Source organism: Paenibacillus donghaensis (assembly GCF_002192415.1).
Lineage (GTDB): Bacteria > Bacillota > Bacilli > Paenibacillales > Paenibacillaceae > Paenibacillus_AQ > Paenibacillus_AQ donghaensis.
The window spans coordinates 1,430,115-1,449,923 of sequence record NZ_CP021780.1; the positions used below are offsets into that span (position 1 = coordinate 1,430,115).

At 50.7% G+C, this 19,809-nt stretch carries 18 protein-coding genes; 10 read left to right on the forward strand and 8 right to left on the reverse strand.

All coding sequences use genetic code 11. From position 1 onward, the window contains the following. Positions 1 to 16 precede the first annotated feature (16 nt). Positions 17 to 1,012, forward strand: a complete 996-nt coding sequence (locus B9T62_RS05975) for a FecCD family ABC transporter permease (protein WP_087920146.1) — start codon at positions 17 to 19, stop codon at positions 1,010 to 1,012. A 414-nt stretch (positions 1,013 to 1,426) separates the two neighbouring features. Here B9T62_RS05975 and B9T62_RS05980 read toward each other — a convergent pair whose 3' ends face one another. The 3 genes from B9T62_RS05980 to B9T62_RS05990 form a co-directional block, all read right to left on the reverse strand. Next, positions 1,427 to 2,461 (reverse strand): nitroreductase family protein, encoded by a 1,035-nt coding sequence (locus B9T62_RS05980; RefSeq protein WP_087914430.1) that lies wholly within the window; start codon positions 2,459 to 2,461, stop codon positions 1,427 to 1,429. An 83-nt stretch (positions 2,462 to 2,544) separates the two neighbouring features. After that, positions 2,545 to 3,312, reverse strand: coding sequence for an ABC transporter ATP-binding protein (locus B9T62_RS05985; RefSeq protein ID WP_087914431.1), 768 nt, complete (start codon positions 3,310 to 3,312; stop codon positions 2,545 to 2,547). 1 nt (position 3,313) lies between these two features. Further along, a complete protein-coding gene (locus tag B9T62_RS05990; RefSeq protein ID WP_087914432.1) occupies positions 3,314 to 4,417 on the reverse strand; it encodes a FecCD family ABC transporter permease in 1,104 nt (367 codons plus the stop codon). 304 nt (positions 4,418 to 4,721) lie between these two features. Here B9T62_RS05990 and B9T62_RS05995 point away from each other — a divergent pair, with 304 nt between their 5' ends. Beyond that, on the forward strand, positions 4,722 to 5,792 hold the full coding sequence (locus tag B9T62_RS05995) for an ABC transporter substrate-binding protein (protein ID WP_087914433.1): 1,071 nt from the start codon (positions 4,722 to 4,724) through the stop codon (positions 5,790 to 5,792). Between the two features lie 595 nt (positions 5,793 to 6,387). Here the strand turns inward: B9T62_RS05995 and B9T62_RS06000 are convergent. Both B9T62_RS06000 and B9T62_RS06005 read right to left on the reverse strand, forming a co-directional pair. Continuing rightward, on the reverse strand, positions 6,388 to 6,942 hold the full coding sequence (locus B9T62_RS06000) for an HXXEE domain-containing protein (RefSeq protein ID WP_087914434.1): 555 nt from the start codon (positions 6,940 to 6,942) through the stop codon (positions 6,388 to 6,390). 129 nt (positions 6,943 to 7,071) lie between these two features. Continuing rightward, the gene (locus B9T62_RS06005) at positions 7,072 to 7,698 is read right to left on the reverse strand and encodes a TetR/AcrR family transcriptional regulator (RefSeq protein WP_245864360.1); all 627 of its coding nucleotides are present in this window, start codon (positions 7,696 to 7,698) and stop codon (positions 7,072 to 7,074) included. A 182-nt stretch (positions 7,699 to 7,880) separates the two neighbouring features. On the opposite strand from B9T62_RS06005, the gene B9T62_RS06010 reads away from it, so the two are divergent. Together B9T62_RS06010 and B9T62_RS06015 are read left to right on the forward strand one after the other, a co-directional pair. Next, entirely contained in the window at positions 7,881 to 9,176 is a 1,296-nt protein-coding gene (locus B9T62_RS06010; protein WP_087914436.1) for a DUF1963 domain-containing protein, read from the forward strand. A 196-nt stretch (positions 9,177 to 9,372) separates the two neighbouring features. Then, positions 9,373 to 10,158, forward strand: coding sequence for a nucleotidyltransferase domain-containing protein (locus tag B9T62_RS06015; RefSeq protein ID WP_087914437.1), 786 nt, complete (start codon positions 9,373 to 9,375; stop codon positions 10,156 to 10,158). Positions 10,159 to 10,964: 806 nt separating this feature from the next. On the opposite strand, the gene B9T62_RS06025 is transcribed toward B9T62_RS06015, so the two are convergent. Together B9T62_RS06025 and B9T62_RS06030 are read right to left on the reverse strand one after the other, a co-directional pair. Continuing rightward, a complete protein-coding gene (locus B9T62_RS06025; protein WP_087914439.1) occupies positions 10,965 to 11,612 on the reverse strand; it encodes a transcriptional regulator in 648 nt (215 codons plus the stop codon). Between the two features lie 563 nt (positions 11,613 to 12,175). Continuing rightward, a complete protein-coding gene (locus B9T62_RS06030; RefSeq protein WP_087914440.1) occupies positions 12,176 to 12,580 on the reverse strand; it encodes a winged helix-turn-helix transcriptional regulator in 405 nt (134 codons plus the stop codon). A gap of 138 nt (positions 12,581 to 12,718) precedes the next feature. Between B9T62_RS06030 and B9T62_RS06035 the strand changes: the two genes are divergently transcribed. From B9T62_RS06035 to B9T62_RS06045, 3 genes are all read left to right on the forward strand, one after another. Continuing rightward, positions 12,719 to 13,279, forward strand: a complete 561-nt coding sequence (locus B9T62_RS06035) for an NAD(P)H oxidoreductase (protein WP_087914441.1) — start codon at positions 12,719 to 12,721, stop codon at positions 13,277 to 13,279. Between the two features lie 199 nt (positions 13,280 to 13,478). Further along, positions 13,479 to 14,366 (forward strand): DUF1963 domain-containing protein, encoded by an 888-nt coding sequence (locus tag B9T62_RS06040; protein WP_087914442.1) that lies wholly within the window; start codon positions 13,479 to 13,481, stop codon positions 14,364 to 14,366. Between the two features lie 303 nt (positions 14,367 to 14,669). Next, positions 14,670 to 15,563 (forward strand): AraC family transcriptional regulator, encoded by an 894-nt coding sequence (locus B9T62_RS06045; RefSeq protein WP_087914443.1) that lies wholly within the window; start codon positions 14,670 to 14,672, stop codon positions 15,561 to 15,563. Between the two features lie 51 nt (positions 15,564 to 15,614). Here B9T62_RS06045 and B9T62_RS06050 read toward each other — a convergent pair whose 3' ends face one another. Beyond that, positions 15,615 to 16,478, reverse strand: coding sequence for an AraC family transcriptional regulator (locus tag B9T62_RS06050; RefSeq protein ID WP_087914444.1), 864 nt, complete (start codon positions 16,476 to 16,478; stop codon positions 15,615 to 15,617). A 198-nt stretch (positions 16,479 to 16,676) separates the two neighbouring features. On the opposite strand from B9T62_RS06050, the gene B9T62_RS06055 reads away from it, so the two are divergent. The 3 genes from B9T62_RS06055 to B9T62_RS06065 are packed head-to-tail and all read left to right on the forward strand — an operon-like array spanning position 16,677 to position 19,806. After that, on the forward strand, positions 16,677 to 18,002 hold the full coding sequence (locus B9T62_RS06055; protein WP_087914445.1) for a carbohydrate ABC transporter substrate-binding protein: 1,326 nt from the start codon (positions 16,677 to 16,679) through the stop codon (positions 18,000 to 18,002). A 28-nt stretch (positions 18,003 to 18,030) separates the two neighbouring features. Further along, positions 18,031 to 18,921: a carbohydrate ABC transporter permease gene (locus tag B9T62_RS06060; RefSeq protein ID WP_087914446.1), complete on the forward strand. Its 891-nt coding sequence runs from the start codon at positions 18,031 to 18,033 to the stop codon at positions 18,919 to 18,921. Positions 18,922 to 18,942: 21 nt separating this feature from the next. Beyond that, complete coding sequence (locus B9T62_RS06065; RefSeq protein ID WP_087914447.1) at positions 18,943 to 19,806, forward strand: carbohydrate ABC transporter permease; 864 nt, start codon at positions 18,943 to 18,945, stop codon at positions 19,804 to 19,806. Positions 19,807 to 19,809: the final 3 nt, after the last annotated feature.

The following is a 19,809-nucleotide window of genomic DNA, read 5'->3' on the forward strand; positions in this document are numbered from 1 at the left end:
CTTTGTAAACCGTCTCATGACGGTGAAGTCGCTTGGCATCATCGCTGTGCTGACTGTACTGTTGATTGCGGTGGCGGTCATCAGCATGAATGTGGGCAAAATGAATCTGTCACCGGCAGAGGTCTTCCGTGTGGTTACTGGAGGGGGGACAGCTAAGCAGAATCTTATTGTCTATGAGCTGCGCCTGCCGCGTATTGTGCTGGCTGTCCTGGTCGGGTTCGGGTTGTCGATTTCCGGCTGTATTATGCAGAGTCTGCTCAAAAACGAACTGGCCAGTCCGGGCTCCCTCGGGACAAGCTCTGGGGCCGGGTTGTTTGTACTATTCTACATTTCGAGTTTTGCGGGCAGTGGCGGGGTATCTCCGCTGCTGCTTCCGCTGCTTGCTTTTGTGGGCGGCCTGTCTTCGGCCATTCTGATCTTTCTGGTAGCTTACAGACGGGGAAGGGAAATTTCGCCTACCAATCTCATCCTGACGGGTGTTGCCATGAGCAGCGGGTATGGAGCCTTGTCCCTGATGCTCACGCTTAAGCTGGAAGAGAAGAAATATGACTTCGCACTGCGTTGGCAGGCCGGCAATCTGTGGGGGGATGAGTGGAAATATATTATGGTGCTGCTGCCCTGGGTCGTGCTTATCGGGTTGTATGTGTTCTATAAGTCGCGTACGCTCAATACGTTGAATCTGGGGAACCAGACGGCTTCCGGGCTTGGCGTAGCCATCAAACGTGAGTTCCTCGGGCTGGCTCTGGCGGCGGTTGCGCTGGCTTCAGGCAGTGTGGCGCTTGGCGGCAATTTCTTCTTCGTAGGGATGATTAGTCCGCATATTGCCCGCAGGCTGGTCGGATCGAACCATAAGCTGCTGCTGCCTGCCACGGCGCTGGTAGGGGCATTGATTATTGTGGTGGCCGATACGCTCACCCGGTCGATCAGCTTCGGGGCCGATGTGCCTACAGGCATTGTGATTACCATATTGGTGACGCCTTACTTCCTCTATCTTTTGTCAAAAACCAACTAAAAACGGTGACGTTATGCGGGAGCATAACGCAGACCAAGCGTCCGGCTGTGAGCCGGACGCTTGGTCGTGCGCAGAGGGAGTGGTGGGAGTGAGGAAATGTGAGAAGCTAGAGGGTGTGAGTGAGACTGTAGAGTAGACTAGGCGTGTCGGGTGAGTGAATAGGTGGATGCGAGGTTTACTGCTTAGACCATCGCAGGATATGAGCCGCACAGATTTACCTTCTGGATCGCCCTATCATCAGTTCAGCCACCGATTTAAGTGCGATAAAGCATCTAAATTGTGGATTTTTTCCGTTTTCGAGTAAATAAGTGCGAAAGCGCATCTAATTTCTCGGAAAGCTCTAGTGCACCACTCTACATCCTTCATGCTGTGGTTTCACAGCCTTTCCTGTGGATTGCCAAGCGTCCTCATGTGTTACCAGAAACGAAGCTTATGCTCGGCTGGCGTACGCGGTTTGCCTTTGGGTACTTTGGCGGTGTATCCCATGTGCAGAATCGCTACGATCTTCTCGCTGGGCTTCAGGCCCATCCCGGCACAGAAATCAACATTGTCCAGAATATCTGACGATGACCAGGTCATGCCGATGCCTTCTTCCCAGGCGGCCAGCTGGAAATTCTGCAATGTGCTGCACATGGCCCCAAACTCGGCGCTCCACTCCAGGGGCGGCCGCTCTCTGTCCAGCACTGCCACAAGATTGAAGGGAATAGAATAGGTTCTTTTCCAGAAAATATTCTTCACCTTGCCGGGCATCAGCTTATAGGTAAGCATATCCTTGATGGATGCCATCATCAGGTCGGTCATCCGGCTGCGTTCCTCATGACTGCCGGCCTCGATAAACCGCCAGCCTTGACGCAGACTGGCTTCCGGCAGACTGTCACGCAGCAAACGCTGCACTACAGCGGCCTCGACGGGCTGCTCCGTGAAGCTGCGCACGGTTCTCCGCTCGCGGATGGTCCGGGCGGCTTGGGAAGAAGCTGCAGCTCTCCGGCTGCACTGTCCTATTCCAAGCACTGCTACAATCCGTTCACCGGCTGCCGTTCCCGCCCAGGCAGTGAAGCCCTCCGCATTCCAATCGAGTGAAGGCTCCGGGCGGATGCCAATGTCCTGCTCCTCTGCCAGCAGCTTCAGATTCTGGATCAGACACCAGACCGCAGCCTCATCCTCTTGCATAACCTTTGGCTTGTCGCTGATCTTGACGGTGACGATGAGGTAGGCAGGGGCAGGGGGCAGCCCCGCACCGTCCGGCGATTCTGCGCCTGGCTGTCCACTTCTCCATCTCGTCATTCCCTGCACGTACTCCTCCGTAGCAGCTCCGTCTACATAGACAAACTGCCAAGGCTCCCGAAGATGATGGTTAGGTGCCCACACGGCCACATTAAGGATAGATAACAGACTCTCTCTGGACACCGGCTGACCGGTGAAGACGGGAGTTGCCCGGCTTGCTGTCATAGTTTCGTTAATTTTGATAGGGATCTCCTCCACTTGTAATTATGACTATGCCAATCCCACCCGTGGCAGAATCAGCGGTCCGGCTACCTCGTCTGCAGATAAGCAATGCCCAGTCCGCCGGTCACAGGATTGCGATAGGTTTCACACTCCACGTCGAAGACTTCCCCGATTAGTTGTTTGGTCAGGATTTCTTCCGGCTTACCACTAGCCACAACCCGGCCCTTGTTCATGATATACAGATAGTCGCAATATTCCGCCGCGAGCGCCAGATCATGGAGGGCGGCAAGAATGCCGATGTCCAGTTTTTTGACAATATTCAGAATTTGCAGCTGGTATTTGATGTCCAAATGGTTAGTAGGCTCATCCAGAATCATAAACTCCGGCTGCTGCGCCAGCACCCGGGCCAGGATTACACGTTGCTTCTCGCCGCCGGATAATGAATTATAACTGCGGGCCGCATAGGCTTCCAGATTGACCTTGCCCAGGGCGGCATCCACGATGCTGTAGTCGGCCTGTGAGTCGGTTTCCAGCAGTCCCTTATGCGGGGTTCTGCCCATCATCACCATTTCACGTACCGTGAAGTCAAAGCTAAGCTCATTAAATTGGCCGACGACTCCCAGCTTTTGGGCAACTTTTTTGGGACTGGATTTGATTACGTCCAGCTCGGACAGGAACACGTCACCCTGGCGTGGTTTAATCACTTTATAGATGCTTTTGAGCAGCGTGGACTTGCCGCAGCCGTTAGGTCCGATCAGGCCGACGAATTGTTTCTTTTTAACCTGAACTGATACATCCTTCACAATATCGATATTTGAAAAAGAAACAGATAGATGTTCGACGTTAAGCTCCATTTTATTTGCCTCCAAACGCGTAGCCTTTTTTGACCAGCATGTACATGAACATGGGTGCGCCAATCAGAGCTGTAATGATGCCGATCGGCAGCTCTACGCTGGGCACGATGGTGCGGGCGATCACATCGGTCCAGATCAGGAAGAGCGCACCGAACAAGACGGATGCGGGCAGCAGCCTGCGATGGTCGGAGCCGACGAGTCCTCTTACCAGATGGGGGATAATCAGTCCGACGAAGCCGATCATGCCGCAACTGGCCACCATCACACCGGTAATCAGTGCGGTAACGAGCATATAGAGCCGTCGGTATAGACCGAGTTGAATCCCCAGGGTAACCGCGGCTTCGTCACCAAGCAGCATGGTGTTTAATACCCGGGATTGCAGCAGGAAATAGAAACAGGCAAGCAGCACAACAACCGCAATCAGCGGCAGCTTATTCCAGCTGGATGCGGCCAGGCTGCCCATCGACCAGAAGGTTACAGTCTTGATGCCTTCCGCATTATTGGCGAAATACACAATGAAATTGGCAAAAGCGGTACAGAGCGCATTAATGACCATCCCTGCGAGCACCAGCTTGACGGAGGTCATTCTGCCGCCCACACCGGCAAGGACAAGCACCAGCAGCGAAGCGCCCAGCGCGCCAGCAAAAGCCCAGAAGGCCACGCCCGTCTGGCCCAGCAGGCCCATCGAGCCAAAGCCGATCAGGATAGCGAAGGTTGCCCCAAGCGTTGCGCCTGATGAAATACCGAGGATATAGGGATCAGCCAGCGGATTCTGCACCGCAGCCTGCATAATCGTTCCGCACAGCGTAAGCCCAGCGCCGATAAACATGGCCATCAGCACGCGCGGGAAACGGATTTTCCAGATAATATCGACGAACGAGCCGGAGGTAAGGTCCTGGACATCTCCAATGGTTATGCCTGTGATCTGATGAAGCAGAATCCGGTAGGACTGAGTTAAGGGGATCTCGACCTGTCCGAATGAAACGGCTGCGCCAACCGAGAACAAGACAAGGATCAGCAGCACTCCTATAACAGCAGTGAAGCCGAAGCGGCTATGGATCACGGATTCTTTTGGCGGGGCAAGCTCGAGTTTGTTCGTCTGCATGAGTATGAATGATCTCCTTTTTAAAAATAGTAAGAAAGTATAAGTTCCACCTGCTCCTGTATCCTTCTATTTCTCGCAGAAACGGTTGTCGTCCCTAAAAGGACAGCGAAGCCGTTTCTACTTGGCAGGTATGTATGTAATGTATAAAATATAAATGAAAATTATTATCATTGCAATGATAATAATTCTCATTGACAATTTATTTAAAATTCTATATTCTACGATAGTATCTTGCTTAGACAACGACAAAAGCTGGGCCGGATAGGACAAACCGATGATTATAGACGAAAAGGGGCAAATAGGAATGATCAAGTATCTCAAAAGAAGTATGCCATTGTTAGCGGTTCTGCTGATGGCAGTCATTATGGCTGGTTGTGCTGCAAATACACAAAATTCGAATACGGCTGCAAGTCCGGAGCCGGCAGGCAATAGCAATAACACCGGTACAGAGAAAGCTGCCACGAGCAGTAAGACGGTATATCCGCTGACGATTGAGAACTTCAGCATTACCGGGGAAGGCGCCACGCCAACGGCCCATCCGCAAACCTTCGACAAAGCTCCTGAGAAGGTCGTAGCGAATACCCAAGGCGCGGCTGAACTGCTGATTAAGCTGGGATTGACCGACAAAATGGTAGGCGTTGCTGCGCTCTATGGCGGCGGAGATCCGGCTGTGGCCGAAGAATTCAAGAAGATTCCCGTTATTTCCAAGGAATATGCCAGTAAAGAGCTGGTGGTGGGGGCAGGTCCCGATCTTGTGATGGGCCGCAGTGACCTGTATGCTGACGCAGACTGGGGTGTGGGAACAACCACTGGCTTAAATGAGCTGGGAATTAAGACGTTTGTGCAGAATACAAGTGTCAAAGGAGCTACCGTTCAGAGCCTGTACACCGACATTGAGCAGCTTGGACAAATCTTCGATGTGCAGGAGAAAGCCGCAGCCTACATAGAGGAATTAAAAGCACGTGCGCAGGCTCTTAAAGACAGCACGGCAGCCAGCGGCGAGAGAACCTTCGCCTATATTTCGGATGGCGGGAAAGGGGCTATCGCCATTTACAGCGGCAACATCGATACCTTTGCAGGTGATGTGCTGAGTCTGCTCGGTCTGAAGAACAGCTTCGGTGATGTGACCGGCGAGATCAGCAAGGAGCAGCTGATTGCTACCAACCCGGATGTGCTGCTGCTCTCCCATTACACCGGAGGGACGGACCCGGAGCAGAGCCTGAAGAGCTTCTACGCCGACTCTTCGCTGCAGAGTCTGAATGCCATTAAGAACAAGGCGATCTATGTGATCGACTTCAACCAGTTCTGGGGCTACAGCTATTCAATACTGGATGGGGCGGAGAAGCTGGTTTCTGAGCTGGTGGCGAAACCTTAAGCATGGGGATTCACGAATAGACATGTGGAAACGGCAGAGATGCCGTTTTTTTGTGAATATATTTATAGGTTCATGCTATCAATCAATCAATCAATCAATCAATCAATCAATCAATCCTTCTATTTCTCGCAGAAACGGATGCCGCCTCTTGCAGAGGACGGCGAAGCCGTTTCTGTTTGCGTGGAGGAAACGAAAAGCCCTCAGCCACCTGCTAACTGTATTGTGTACATTTATTTCAGGCGAAAATGGGCCAAAAACGATTTTAACTGTATTCGGTACAATTAAATTTGGCCAAAACGCTGCTGAATGGCTAAATAGGGAGAAATAAATGTACGAGATACAGTTAACTCTTCCTAACCTGTCTAAATCGCTAATATAGCTGTACCAAATACAGTTACATTTCTGTTGATGGGAATTATGTCCTACTATTGCTGAGTTATTGATGGAGCCGCTGGGTGTGGCTTCCAGGTGCTAGGTGCTAGGTGCTAGGTGCTAGGTGCTGGAGGCTAGATGCTAAGTGCTAAGTGCTAAGTGCTAGGTGCTAGGTGTTCGAAGCTAGATGCTAGCTGCTGGCTGTGATCTGCGTTGGCCCTAATTAGGCGTGTCTGCGGTAGGGTGTGATCCGGCTGCCCAAGGTAAGTCCAAGCCACACGAGGCTGAGCACGAGCGGGAGCACCAAGGCAGTGCTTTTGAGAATGGTGACTGGACCCGCCAATCCGGCGTCCCAGAAGCGGTAGAGGGCATAAGCTCCATAAGGAATCTCAATGAACAAGGCTGTGGCCACACCAGCGGAATAACTGCGAAGCGCCAGTGAGATGCCGAGATGCTTCACCCCATCACCGAGCATTACAGCTACGATGCCGATGAACAGCAGATTCAACTGGCCGTCTGTCTGAAAGCGTTCTGCCGTCAAGGCAGCCACAACCGTGAGTACTAGTCCCAGCAGCAGGACCGCCACTGTGAATTGGATGGTGATATTCTTGTCAGGGTTCAGCAAGCGGTTCTCAAAGGTAATCCGCGGATTCTCTTTGGCCTTGCGCAGCCAACGCTCCATGGTTCCAATCTCTTCACCGTCATGAATGAAAAAGGCAACCGGCAGCAGCCAAATCAAGGCCTCCAGTCGTACAAGCCCATCAATATAAGATAACATGCATATAGTTCTCCTCTCATTTCAGGAAGCAGCAGACTAGTTGCTGATGTTATTAATTGAGCACTCACTCAACATTTAGTTAAAAAACAACTGTCCTCATAAAATCACCAGTTATGGCTGAGCACAGTCTTATTGCGCTGAAGCATCTATGCTGCTGTTCTCCAGACCTTGCAGAAGCAGCCTTGCCAGTTGTCTGACATAACTTTCGTCCTTAAATCCAAGCGTTTCTGCTCCAAAACGAGCATTCATCATGTAATACACCAGTAGAGAGGAGTGCAGAGTTGTTAGAGCTACCCGAAAGGCGGCTTCATTCCACGTTCGTTCTGCCATGGCAGGCTTGAACCATTGCGCGCCCGTTATCCCTATGCGTTCGATCAGCTGTCTTACCTCCTGGGAGACCGCTTCATCGCGGACCAGCTCCGGCGACCAGATCAGCATGAGATAATCGATATTCTCCTGCAGGAAGTGCAGGTAGTTCAGTCCATACTCGACCAGAGTCTCTTCCAGTGACAACCCCATGCTCTGAGCCGCTCCGGCATCTGCCTGCAATTGCTGCAAGAAGGTGAATTGTCTGACGATTTCCAGCAGTAGCTTGCGTTTATCCCCGAAATAGTAGAAGATCAGCCCTTCGGCAACGCCGCTTTCAGCCGCAATTTCTTTGGTGGAAGCTGCATGGAACCCTTTTTGTGAGAAAATCTTCAATGCGCCAGCAAGAATCTGCCGCTTCTTAATGTCCTTGGTCTCTTGTCTTGACAAACGATTGTATGCCTCCTTCATCTTAAAATAACCCCTATCAATTATTGAGTATACACTCAAATTATAGCTGCTGGCAGATTATTGTCAAGGTGTTTGCTATCCGCTTCGCCGAACAATTATAGTAATAGTAGTTACATATATATCTATCGTATATTCAGAGAGAGAACCCAAGGAGGATGAAGATGACAGAACGGATTGAGTGTCAAACACCGGGCTGCAGCGCGACGATTCTGCCGGCAACCGCTGCCAAAACAGGCGGGTACTGTATGCCCTGCCATCAGGAGCAGCAGCGCGAGGAGCAGCGGATTTTTATTGAGCAAAACCGCAAGGAAGTGGATTTATATGAAGAGATTACCGACCCTGTAGAGGTGCTTCGCATTATGCATACTTCCCGCAGGTACGATCCGCTGATTGAATATGTTCCCTATCCTCTGAACCGTGAGCAGCTGTATACAGCGTTATCCTTGGAAGAGGCCGAGCGCATGCAGGCTTATGCGCTGGAGCTGCTGGAAGCAGGGGATGAGGATACTGCCACCGAAATTCTTGCCTCACTGGTATGCTACTCCGGCAAACTGCTGGACAACTGCTGGCTGGAGCTTATGGAGCAGAATGTCTACAATCCGGCTATTCTGTTCAAGGATGCTCCACCTTCTATTCGCAATCTGCTGCTGGAGAAGGTGGAGATTCACAGCGGCAACCGTAATCCCCTGCTGCTGGCCTTGGCCTGGATCGGTGACGAGGCCGTAGTTCAGCAGTTCCTGGAATGGCGGCGAGCAGCACCGGAATGGGCGCAAGAGCTGTATGTCACGCCAGAGCGCTATGCACAGGAAGCCGGGTGGGAGCTTACCGCAGCAGGCGAACGGAGAGATCTGTTTGCCCGGAAGAATTATGCCATGGAGCGGATGGATGCGCCACTGGAGGCCGGGGATCAAGCATCTGAAGCTTTTGTGACGGTAAGCCATCAGCAGTGCCCCTGGTGCGGTGGCCAGCTGACTACACTGGTTGAACTGCAGAAGGGCCACCCGGCCCTGAAGGAAATAGCTTGGGATGGGGAGCGGCTGGCCGTCGATACCTGTGTGATCTGCGGAAGCTACAGTGTCATTTATATGGAGGTTGATCCTGCAGGAACGCCCTTTTGGAGCAAGCATAACCAGCGGCCGGACTATCTGCCGGATATTAATTTGGACGACTATGGCCAGGACTATCTGGCGGCCGGTCCTTTGCTCAGTACAGCGGAAAGCCCACGCAACACTTATCATTCGGCGGTGTGGGGGATTGATCCGATCGTTTCACAAATCGGGGGACATCCGTCCTGGGTTCAGGATGCTGAGTATCCGGTATGTCCTTGCTGCTCACACACCATGTCCTTCATTGCTCAACTGGACTGGGGTCAACTGGAGGAATACGGTGAAGGTATTTATTATATGTTCAGCTGTGCGAAGGACCGGATCACGGCCACGCTGTATCAGCAATCCTAAAGGCAGCAAAATTACCTATCTAACCATAGGCCATACCTCTCTCAGAGGACGGCGATGCCGTTTCTACTTGATGAGACAGTTTTCTGGTCTCCCAGATTATGTTATGATTTGCAGGAATATAGATTAATATAATTATTTATTAATTAATAAATATATTAACTATTGGCAAAATTAAAATAATAAGGGGTGTTCGGAAGTGTACAAACATCATCAAGCCGCCATTGATTCCATTACCGTGAAGCTGAAGGCCAGGGAGGAGGTCCTCGGTGTGATCATCGGGGGTTCAATCGCTCATGGTTACGCCAATGAGGCTTCGGATCTTGACATAATGCTGGTGCTGTCGGAGGAAGCCTATGAGCGGGCGCATGCGGAGATGGATCTTGGTTTTTTTGAGACTGAGTCGTGTTCCTATGAAGGCGGCTATGTAGATGGAAAAAGCATAAGTATAGACTACATACATAAGGTTGCGGAATATGGCAGTGAACCAGCCAGATTTGCCTTCAAGGACGCGTTCCTGTCCTACTCAAAGGTAGAAGGGCTGGACAAGCTGATCCTGAAGGCGGCCAGCTATCCTGTAGAGAAGAAATTAAGCAACCTGAACCAATTCTACGCCCAATTCGAGACCTGGAAATGGTATTACTATGAAGGCTTGAAAAGGGATAATCGGTTGCTGGTGGATTACAGCCTGACGAATTATGTTTTTTTTGCCGGAAGATTGATCTTGGCCTATAACGAAAGGCTGTTCCCCTCGTATAAATGGTTTCTGAAAGAACTGGAGCAAGTGGAGCACAAGCCTGATGGATTGATGCACCTGCTGGATCAGGTGATTGAGTTAAAAACTCCCGCTGCGGTTGAAGCGCTATACCATAATGTGATGGGCTTTAACGAGTGGAACAGCTCAGATAAACACTGGTCGATCCAATTTATGCTGGACAGCCAGTTAAACTGGCTGGATGGGGAAGTGCCTGTCTTAGATTTGTAGGCGGGGATATATGAGAAAGCACAGGTGGAACTGTGGGTTAAAGTGCGATATGTAATGTAACACAGATGTTCCAGCAAGCACGTCAGCGCCTGAATGTGGACCCTGATCCATCCAGGCGGTTGCTAGTATATTCGTCTGCTCCAGCCCAGTTCGTATTTGCTATTGGACCGTATAGCCGCTATTTGCTTATTTTGGCCGCAGCTGCGGTTCTTGGGGACTGTATAGCCTCTATTGCTCCCAAATGGCGCATCAGCAAGAGCATTTGGAGCAAATAGAGGCTCCTCAGTCCGTAAGAAGCAAAAACAGCAGTGATTTGGCAAAATAGAGGCTCCTCGGTCCGCAACTTGCGTGCCACGGCAGATCGTGGCTGACTTACGGACCGTATAGCCTCTATTTGCTTATTTTGGCCACAGCTGCGGTTCTTGCGGACTGTATAGCCTCTATTGCTCCCAAATGATGCATCTGCAAGGGCATTTGGAGCAAATAGGGGCTCCTCAGTCCGCAACTTGCGTGCCACGGCAGATCGTGGTTGACTTACGGACCGTATAGCCTCTATTTGCTTATTTTGGCCGCAGCTGCGGTTCTTGCGGACTGTATAGCCTCTATTGCTCCCAAATGATGCATCTGCAAGGGCATTTGGAGCAAATAGAGGCTCCTCAGTCCGTAAGAAGCAAAAATAGCAGTGATTTGGCAAAATAGAGGCTCCTCGGTCCGCAACTTGCGTGCCACTGCCCGCACGGCTGATCTATGCACCGTATCCCGGCCCGCCGCGGCACACCTTTTCATATTATTCAGACCGTAACCCTTTATACTCGCAGCTGATATGTTCGGCTGCGTTGTGTACCGCTGACAATATCCAGAAGCTGCCGATCTACGAGCTGATGCAGGATTCTGCGGGCATGCTTAATGGTTACTTTCAAATGTTCTCTCAGCTCCATCGGAGTGAAGGGACGCAGCAGACGGCGGGCGTAACGCAAGGCTTCCGCTTCAAGCCAAGTTAAGGAGGCAGGAACATCGGTTGCAGTGAATTTGCCGACGAAAGCGAGCACCAGCTGCTGGCATTGCTGCGGTTCCTCTACAATGGAGGGGTAAGCAATCGGCAGGAAAGACCAACCGTCCAGTGCAAGCAGGCAGTGCCGCCGGCATAAATCCTTAAACCGCCTTACATCTAGATCCCTTGCATGAGGCCCATACCCCTGAATTTCAATGCCTCCCTTGGCGCCTCCGGGCCGGTAGGCCAGGTCAAGGTAACGATATCCGTTATTGAAATCGCGGACCTCCCATTCCGGGTACAAATGCTCCAGATTACCTACAGCCGGAAACCATACTGACCGCAGAAACTCCACCGTACCGTGACCCAGACCCTTGCTAAGTAACTCTTGTCGCCTGTGGTTGTTCTCCCGCTCCAGGTTGTTTGCCAGCCACTCCGAATACTGCTGCTCAAATCTCGACATTATCTAATCCCCCCTTGTTACTATTGGAACACAGAAAAGCCGCTCCAACACAATTCCTTCCGACGTTTACACGTCAAGGACGAAATTGTATCAAGCGGCATATTCTTTATGACCATTAAAGTAATTATAGCTTGAAAGTGTGAGTTCAACAATCCCGTTCGCAAAAATCCACAGCTTCGTTATTCAGTCACGCTTCGTCAGGCACAATAGTGGGTGGCTGCAGCGAAAATAGTTCGAAATCCCGTCCGCTGCGGACTGTATAGCCGCTAATTGCTTATTTTGGTCGCTGCTGCAGTTCTTGCGGACTGTATAGCCTCTATTGTTCCCAAATGATGCATCTGCAAGGGCATTTGGAGCAAATAGAGGCTCCTGAGTCCGTAAGAAGCAAAAAGTGCCCCGATTTGGCCGGATAAGGGCTATACGGTCCGCAACTTGCGTGCCTACGCCTCGCCGCCGCGGCCGTGCCTGCGCCCAGCCGCTCCTCCCGCTTCTGTGTCCCGCCGCGGCGCTTCGCTTGCCCAGCCGCACTACTCACGGGTCCGCCTAGCGCCCCAGCCCCGCCCTTACTCCGCGTTCCCCGGGACCTGCATTTCCTGCCCGCCGCTAAGCAGCAGATAATCCTCCAGCAGCTTGCTTTTGTCGCCATGGAGGTTATCCAGATGCTGCTCACCCCAGTTGCAGAGACTAATCAGCAGGTCAGCCAGCTTCCAGCCATATGCCGTGACCTCGTACTCCACCTTCGGGGGGTTCTGGATGTGAAGAATGCGGTGGATAATCTGATCATGTTCAAGCTCCCGCAGCTGCTGGGTCAGTACTTTCTGGGTAATCTCGGGAATCAGTGTACGCAGCTCATGGGTCCGTTTTCTGCCCGTAGAGAGATGGAAGAGGATGATGCCTTTCCATTTGCCGCGGATTACATCCAGGGCCGCTTCGAGTCCGAGTTTATATTTTTTGGGCGTATCCATCATAAGGTTTGTCCTCCGTTAGGTTATTTAAGGAACCACAGCACCTCAAAGTGCGTACTTCACAGCTCCGGCAGCATCCCATACAATAGGACCTGTAATCCTCTCCACTATAACATAGAGAAGAAAGAAGGTTGTTTGTAAATGAAGGTTTTGCTCGTAGTCACACACCCCAGAGAAGTTTCCCTGACCCATGCCGTCAAAAATCGTTTCGTGGAAGCCCTCCAGCAGAACAACCACGAAGTGGATATTCTGGATCTGGATCATGACGGATTTAACCCCTTATACAGCGTTGAAGATGAGCGGGACTGGACCAACCCCGATAAAGTTTATGCCCCCGAAATACGCAAGGAAATGGATCGGATTGTGGCTGCGGACGCGCTGGTTTTTGTGTTTCCATTATGGTGGTACAGCGTGCCTTCCCTGTTAAAAGGGTATCTGGACAAGGTCTGGAACATGGGTCTGCTGAAAGAGTCGATGTCCAAAAAAGTGCTCTGGATCTGCCTCGCCGGCGGAGATGAGGAGCATCTGATCAAATACGGCTATAAGCCGATGATTACCCATTATCTCAATGTTGCCATTGCCGGCTATGCGGGAGTGAAGGAGTCCCAGGTGGAATTCCTCTACGATACGCTTTCCCCATCGGAAGAATACATAGCAGGTCTGCTGGACCAGGCTTATGCATTAGGGCAGTCTTATAACTAACTCGCCAGCTTGCTGGAATACCCTCATAGCAATCGGCAGATTCACATGAAGATGTGGATATGCCGGTTTTTTGTGTGATGGAGTAGTGGGCAGGTTCGACTACCTATACCTGATTGCGTATAATAATACTTGATTCCTATATCTTATAAGGTAACGTACAAACCCATTATTATCCGAATATCAAGGAGGACAGAGCCTTATGCCACTGCACGAAAACAATCGTAACAAGCTGGAGCGTCTGATCGAGGAGCATGATTTCAGCTTTGCCGCACAGTATGTACTGGAACATACACGACAGGGTATTTGCTGGACCAAAAAGGGCCCATCCGATTACAGCACTCCTTGCAGCTCGAGAATTGGGGGAGATCCGGACCTTCTGCCAGCTACGGTATGGCCAATCACTTCCGATGGCATTCCTATGACATTTTTGGCCCAGCTTAATCTGAAGCAGCTGTCTGAGATGGATGAGTCTGCAGGATTGCAGGGTGGCGGGATGCTTTACTTTTTCGTGGGAGTGGATGAACCGGCTTATAATATTGAGCACCATGTATTGTTCCTGCCTGAGTCCAAGTTGCCGGAAGCCCATCGCTGTATCCCGCCTGAAGTTACGGCCTTGGAGGAGAAGTTCAGTGGATATGAGATTGAACCCCTGGCTACCCTGGAGGCACCCAATTACGGTTATGTCGATTATGAAGCTGTGGAGGACGATCAGCATGACTTCGAAGATTATGAGGAGCTGAGGGAAGCCATGCGCGGAGGAGCAGATGAAGCAATCGCCGTTATGTTCGGGTATCCGGCAACCCAGCATGGGGATTGTGAAGTTGAAGCTGCTCTGATGCTGCTGACGGGCCAGAATTATAACTACCGTCCGGCAGAAGCGCTGCAGCAGATTACTGCCCATCTGGGTGGTGATGAGGAGCGGGCCAAGCAAGAGGTTCAGGATACATTGCTGCTGCTGGAGATTGATTCTGACGATGATGTGGGCTTTTGCTGGTGGGATGCAGGTACGCTGCAGTTTTTTGTGCGCAAGGAGGATCTGCTCGCTGGACGCTGGGACCGGACTTATTGCTCGCTCTATTCCAGTTGACGGTTACATGACAAATTGACCGTGGAGGGAACGGCAGGGGTGCCGGTTCTTTGTTGAATATATAAATTTATATGTTTCACGCTATCCATGATCCTTTTATTTCTCGCAGAAACGGATACCTGAAAGCGATACGTAGTATCGCTACTTCGGAAGCATACGCTTTTCAGAGGGCGGTGAAGCCGTTTCTACTTGTATTGTGGCTGTATTGACCGCCGCCGCCCTCGGCCCTAGCAGGAGCAGGCAAGAATTGCACGGCAGCCATAGATCGCACAGCCTAAGATAAGGATGGAAGGAGGGCGGGGCATGGACTGGTTTCAACGGATGAACCGTGCGCTAGACTATATAGAGAGCCGACTGGACAGTGTGATCGACAACAGGGAAGCAGCACAGTTAGCCTTATGCTCGGTATATTATTTTCAGAAAATGTTCTCGATTCTGATGGATATCCCGCTGGCGGAATATATCCGGCGGCGCAGACTGACGCTGGCGGCTTTCGATATTCAACACAGCCAAACTAAGATTATCGATATCGCCTTGAAATATGGCTATGATTCGCCTGAAGCGTTCGCGCGGGCTTTTCATGTGCTCCATGGTGTTACTCCAACCTCAGCGCGCGGGGAAGGGGTCAGTCTGAAGGCTTATCCTCGTCTCTCCTTTCAAATTTCGATTAGGGGAGCAGTGGCTATGGATTATCGTATCATTAACAAAAGCTTGTTCAGCGTGTATGGAATTGACCGTAAGTTTACGGTGGAGCAAGAAGAACAGTTCGCGGCGATCCCGCAGTTCTGGCTGGAGTGTATGCGGGATGGACGACTGGAGGCGCTGTCGCGTTCCGCACATGCGGACCCGGAGAAAGAGCATGTCCGCAGTCCGGTCCACGGTATCTCATGGAACTCCAAGAGTGACCCGGACAACACTTGCCGGTATATGCTGTTCAACTTCGTTAACCAGGAGTGTCAGTCTGACGGGTATACCTTGCTGGATGTTCCTGCAGCTACTTGGGCAGTGTTTCAGACTAAGGAGCACACCCAGGAAGAGACCAGCTCGGTCATTCAGGAGTTGAACAAACGTCTCTACAGCGAATGGCTGCCTACCGCGTCCTACCGCAAAATCGATGGCTATGAGCTGGAGTTGTATTACGGAGAAGGTGCGCATTGTCACTGCGAGCTGTGGATAAGAGTTGAACCTATAAGCTAGCATTTGAAAAAACGGCAGAAATGCCGTTTTTTTTGCTTTTCCGTAACATAATTATCCCCTGCTATCCCCTTCAATCAGCGGATTACGGGTATGCAGGCGGTTCTCCTTGCGGTAGTCGAGCGGGGAGCGATTGCATTCCCGTTTGAAGGTCTGCGAGAAATACGACTGTGATTTGAAGCCGATGATCTCGGAGATTTCCAGAATCGAGTAATTGGTGGATTCGAGCAGAAATTTCGCTGTTTCCACCCGGACGTGAGTCAGATATTTGACCGGCGACACGCCATAGGTTTTTTTGAAAATATGAGAGAGGTAATATTTGTTGATATGTGCTTCTTCGGCGAGTGATTCCAGCGTAATATTGCTTTTGAAATGCACATCGATGAAATTTTTGACCAATGCCGCTTCCTTCTGAACCTTCTCTGACATCGCCAGATTAATGGCAATATGCTTCTTGCGCACGATCAGGATCAGAATGATGCGGATCAGATATTTGCATAACTCCGTATATGCCTCTTGCTTGGCTGAATACTCCTCGAATGCTTTGTACAAATACAGCAGAATGCTGCGATCCGGGTCTTTGATTGTGACATAGGCCAAGAGCTCATCCTCTGATACAAACGAAATCCCGTTAATGCCAATAACAAAATATTCCAGTGGATCATGGAAGTCGGATATCTCCGTATGCTCAATGTTCGGATTCACAATAATGACATCATTCTTCTGAAGCGGCAGCTTCTCATCCTTGACCAGGAACTCACCGGTTCCGCTGGTTACATAGAACAGCTCGGCGAAATGATGTGTATGCTTCAGCCCAATCCAGTTGTTGCTGTCTGTGTCCGATTTGTTGATATAGATCAGTTCGATGTTCAAACCCGTTGCCAGGTCAATCTCAGATAAGGGTTGGGTGCCGTTCATAGTAAGAATCCTTTCCTGTTAAATATTGTATACGCTAAAAATGTATCACTCTAATATGTCACTAATCAAATGATAACACGGATTGTTATTAATATTTAAATGAATAGCAATATCTATAAAAAACATAGCAATAAACTCATATATATAAGCAATTATGGTCTTTATAATTGAAATATATAAAACATGGGAGGCGTTCAAATGTTGAATAAAAGGATTGGCGCAGCTGTTTTAACCGCTATGATGCTTACAGTATCCGCTTGTGGCTCTAATGGAGCATCCTCAACCACTGAAGACGGAAAACCTGTTTTGAAAATGGCTGCTCTTGAAGGCGGTTACGGCAAGGAGATATACAGCGAAGTAATTGCCGAATTCGAGAAGCAGCAGGATGTAAAGGTCGAACTGACCATCAGCAAAAGCATTGAAGATGAAATTACCCCCAATATGAAGGCAGGGAAATATCCGGATGTTGTGGTGCTTGGACAGGGCCGCAGCTCAGGACTTACCGAAACACTGATTAAGGATAAAGGGCTTGAGGATCTTACCGGAGTGCTGGCGGCGAAGGTGCCGGGCGAAGAGGTGACGGTTCAGGACAAGCTGGTGGATGGATTGATCGGCACATTGGGTACCAACCCGTATGGCAATGAGAGCACCTATCTGATGCCGATGTTCTATTCCCCGACAGGACTTGTCTACAACAAGGGACTGTTTGAGCAAAAGGGCTGGGAGGTGCCGACTACCTGGGATGAGATGTTTGCGCTCGGAGAGACGGCCAAGCAGGAAGGAATCGCCCTGTTCACCTATCCTACAGCGGGTTACCTGGACTCCTTCTTCTTCGCTCTTCTGGCTGATGTCGGCGGTCAGGAGTTCTACGATAAAGTGATGAATTATGAGCAGGACATCTGGCAGAGCGCAGAAGCCACACAGGTACTGGAGATTACGACGAAGCTGCTGAGCTATTCCTCGGATACCACAGTTGCTTATGCCAATGAACAGGATTTCACCAAGAATCAGCAGAGCATTCTGGACAATACAACGCTGTTTATGCCTAATGGCACCTGGATCGCCGGAGAGATGGGCGATGCGCCTAAGGCAGAAGGTTTCGCCTGGGGCCTGATGCCGATTCCGACGCTGAACGAAGGCGACGACAGATACATTGTTACTTCCATGGAATCGGTATGGGTGCCTTCAGAGAGCAAGAATAAAGAGCTCGCCAAGGAGTTTGTCGCGTTCCTCTATTCCGACAAGGCCGCAGCTATCTTCGCCAAGTCGAACGCGGTTCAGCCGATTAAGGGAATCGCCGAGCAGTTGACCGGCGAGAATCAATCCTTCTACAGTGTCTATGACGCTCCGCAGGTGAAAGCGCTTGTTGGCGGATTCGTCAGCACCAAACCAGTAGAGGGCGTGAATATTAAAGCGGTATTATTTGATACGGCAAACAGTATTATCTCCAAGCAAAAAACGGCTGAAGATTGGCAGAAAGACCTGAACCAGGCCAGCGAGAAAATGAGAGCCGCCAAAGAGTAATTGGACCCGGCAGGAAGCAGGTGGGAAGGTGAATCAGAAGAAGGGCAGAAGCAAATTTATATTCTTATGTGTCGCTCCGGCATTTATCCTGTTTGCTATCTTTATGATTATCCCGACAATCAATGTATTTCGGATGTCTGTGTATAAATGGAGCGGCTTCTCTGCAAGCAAGGAATTCGTAGGCTTCGACAATTTCAGAATCCTCTTCGAGGATATGGTGTTTATCAAGTCATTCCAGAATACCGTGCTGCTGCTTGTGGTGGTTACGATCATTACCATGTCGCTGGCGCTGCTGTTCGCCGCGATCATGTCCCGTGAGCAGGTGAAGGGCAAGGATCTGTACCGGGTGGTCTTCTATATCCCTAACATCTTGTCCGTCGTTATTATCGCGGCGATCTTCTCGGCCATTTATGATGCCAAGGACGGGCTGCTGAACGGATTCCTGGGTATGCTGCGGCTGGATTTCCTGCAGAATATGTGGCTGGGCGACCAGCGGATCGTAATCTATAGTGTAGCCGCCGCTATGATCTGGCAATCGGTCGGCTATTATATGGTGATGTATATGGCCAGCATGTCCAGCATCCCCGAGAGCTTCTATGAAGCCTCGGCGCTGGAAGGAACCGGCAAGGTGCGGCAGTTCTTCTCCATTACCCTGCCGCTGATCTGGCAGAACCTGCGGAATACGCTGACTTTCTTCATTATCAGCTCGATTAACTTAAGCTTCACGCTCATCAAAGCGATGACCGGCGGCGGACCTGACGGCTCCACCGAAGTGTTCTTGAACTATATGTACAAACAGGCCTATACGAACTCCTCCTATGGCTACGGGATGGCGATCGGTTCTATTGTATTCCTGTTCTCCTTCGGTCTGTCCCTGGCCGTCAGCAGAATTACGAAACGGGAGACACTGCAATATTAGAGAGGAGCAACCGGAGACCCTATGATATCGAATAAATTATACAAAGTGTTCATCTATGTAATTCTTAGCCTGCTTGCCCTCTCCATTGTGGTGCCGATGCTGTGGGTTCTGCTGGCATCGGTCAAGGAGAAATCGGAGTTCTACGGGAACCCGTGGTCGATACCCGCCGGGGTGTTCATACAGAACTACATCGAGGCCTTCACGGAAGCCAGCATGGGGTCGTACCTGCTGAACTCGCTGTTCGCGACACTGCTTGCGCTGGTGATTCTGCTTGCGGTTGCTGTGCCGGCGGCCTATGTGCTGGCACGTTATAAATTCAAAGGACGGAAGATTCTGAACCTGCTGTTTATGGGCGGCCTGTTCATCAATGTCAATTATATCGTCGTTCCCATCTTCCTGATGCTGCTGGACGGAGACAAACTGCTCGGCAATTGGTTTCCGAATGGGCTGTTCATCGACAATCTGGCTGTGCTGGCATTAGTGTATGCGGCGACGACGATTCCGTTTACGATCTATTTGCTGTCCGGTTATTTCCAGACGATCCCGGAGGTCTTTGAGGAGGCGGCCGCTATTGACGGCTGCTCCCATTTCACAACCATGGTCAGGATTATGATCCCAATGGCCAGACCCAGTATTGTAACGGTGATTCTGTTCAACTTCCTGGCCTTCTGGAACGATTATATTATTGCCCTGACCCTGCTGCCCGGACCCCATAAGACGCTGCCCGTCGGGCTGCTGAACCTGATGACCGCCCAGAAAGCTGCTGCCAACTATGGGCGTCTGTATGCCGGACTGGTCATTGTCATGGTTCCCGCCCTGATTCTCTACATTCTGGTGCAGCGTAGACTGGTGGAAGGGATGACGGCAGGCGGCACAAGAGAATAGAGG

Coding starts and splice junctions, on each gene's coding strand:
- B9T62_RS05975 (WP_087920146.1), top strand. CDS start 17: ATGACGGTGAAGTCGCTTGGCATCATCGCTGTGCTGACTGTACTGTTG.
- B9T62_RS05980 (WP_087914430.1), bottom strand. CDS start 2,461: ATGACAGCAAGCCGGGCAACTCCCGTCTTCACCGGTCAGCCGGTGTCC.
- B9T62_RS05985 (WP_087914431.1), bottom strand. CDS start 3,312: ATGGAGCTTAACGTCGAACATCTATCTGTTTCTTTTTCAAATATCGAT.
- B9T62_RS05990 (WP_087914432.1), bottom strand. CDS start 4,417: ATGCAGACGAACAAACTCGAGCTTGCCCCGCCAAAAGAATCCGTGATC.
- B9T62_RS05995 (WP_087914433.1), top strand. CDS start 4,722: ATGATCAAGTATCTCAAAAGAAGTATGCCATTGTTAGCGGTTCTGCTG.
- B9T62_RS06000 (WP_087914434.1), bottom strand. CDS start 6,942: ATGTTATCTTATATTGATGGGCTTGTACGACTGGAGGCCTTGATTTGG.
- B9T62_RS06010 (WP_087914436.1), top strand. CDS start 7,881: ATGACAGAACGGATTGAGTGTCAAACACCGGGCTGCAGCGCGACGATT.
- B9T62_RS06025 (WP_087914439.1), bottom strand. CDS start 11,612: ATGTCGAGATTTGAGCAGCAGTATTCGGAGTGGCTGGCAAACAACCTG.
- B9T62_RS06030 (WP_087914440.1), bottom strand. CDS start 12,580: ATGATGGATACGCCCAAAAAATATAAACTCGGACTCGAAGCGGCCCTG.
- B9T62_RS06035 (WP_087914441.1), top strand. CDS start 12,719: ATGAAGGTTTTGCTCGTAGTCACACACCCCAGAGAAGTTTCCCTGACC.
- B9T62_RS06040 (WP_087914442.1), top strand. CDS start 13,479: ATGCCACTGCACGAAAACAATCGTAACAAGCTGGAGCGTCTGATCGAG.
- B9T62_RS06045 (WP_087914443.1), top strand. CDS start 14,670: ATGGACTGGTTTCAACGGATGAACCGTGCGCTAGACTATATAGAGAGC.
- B9T62_RS06050 (WP_087914444.1), bottom strand. CDS start 16,478: ATGAACGGCACCCAACCCTTATCTGAGATTGACCTGGCAACGGGTTTG.
- B9T62_RS06055 (WP_087914445.1), top strand. CDS start 16,677: ATGTTGAATAAAAGGATTGGCGCAGCTGTTTTAACCGCTATGATGCTT.
- B9T62_RS06065 (WP_087914447.1), top strand. CDS start 18,943: ATGATATCGAATAAATTATACAAAGTGTTCATCTATGTAATTCTTAGC.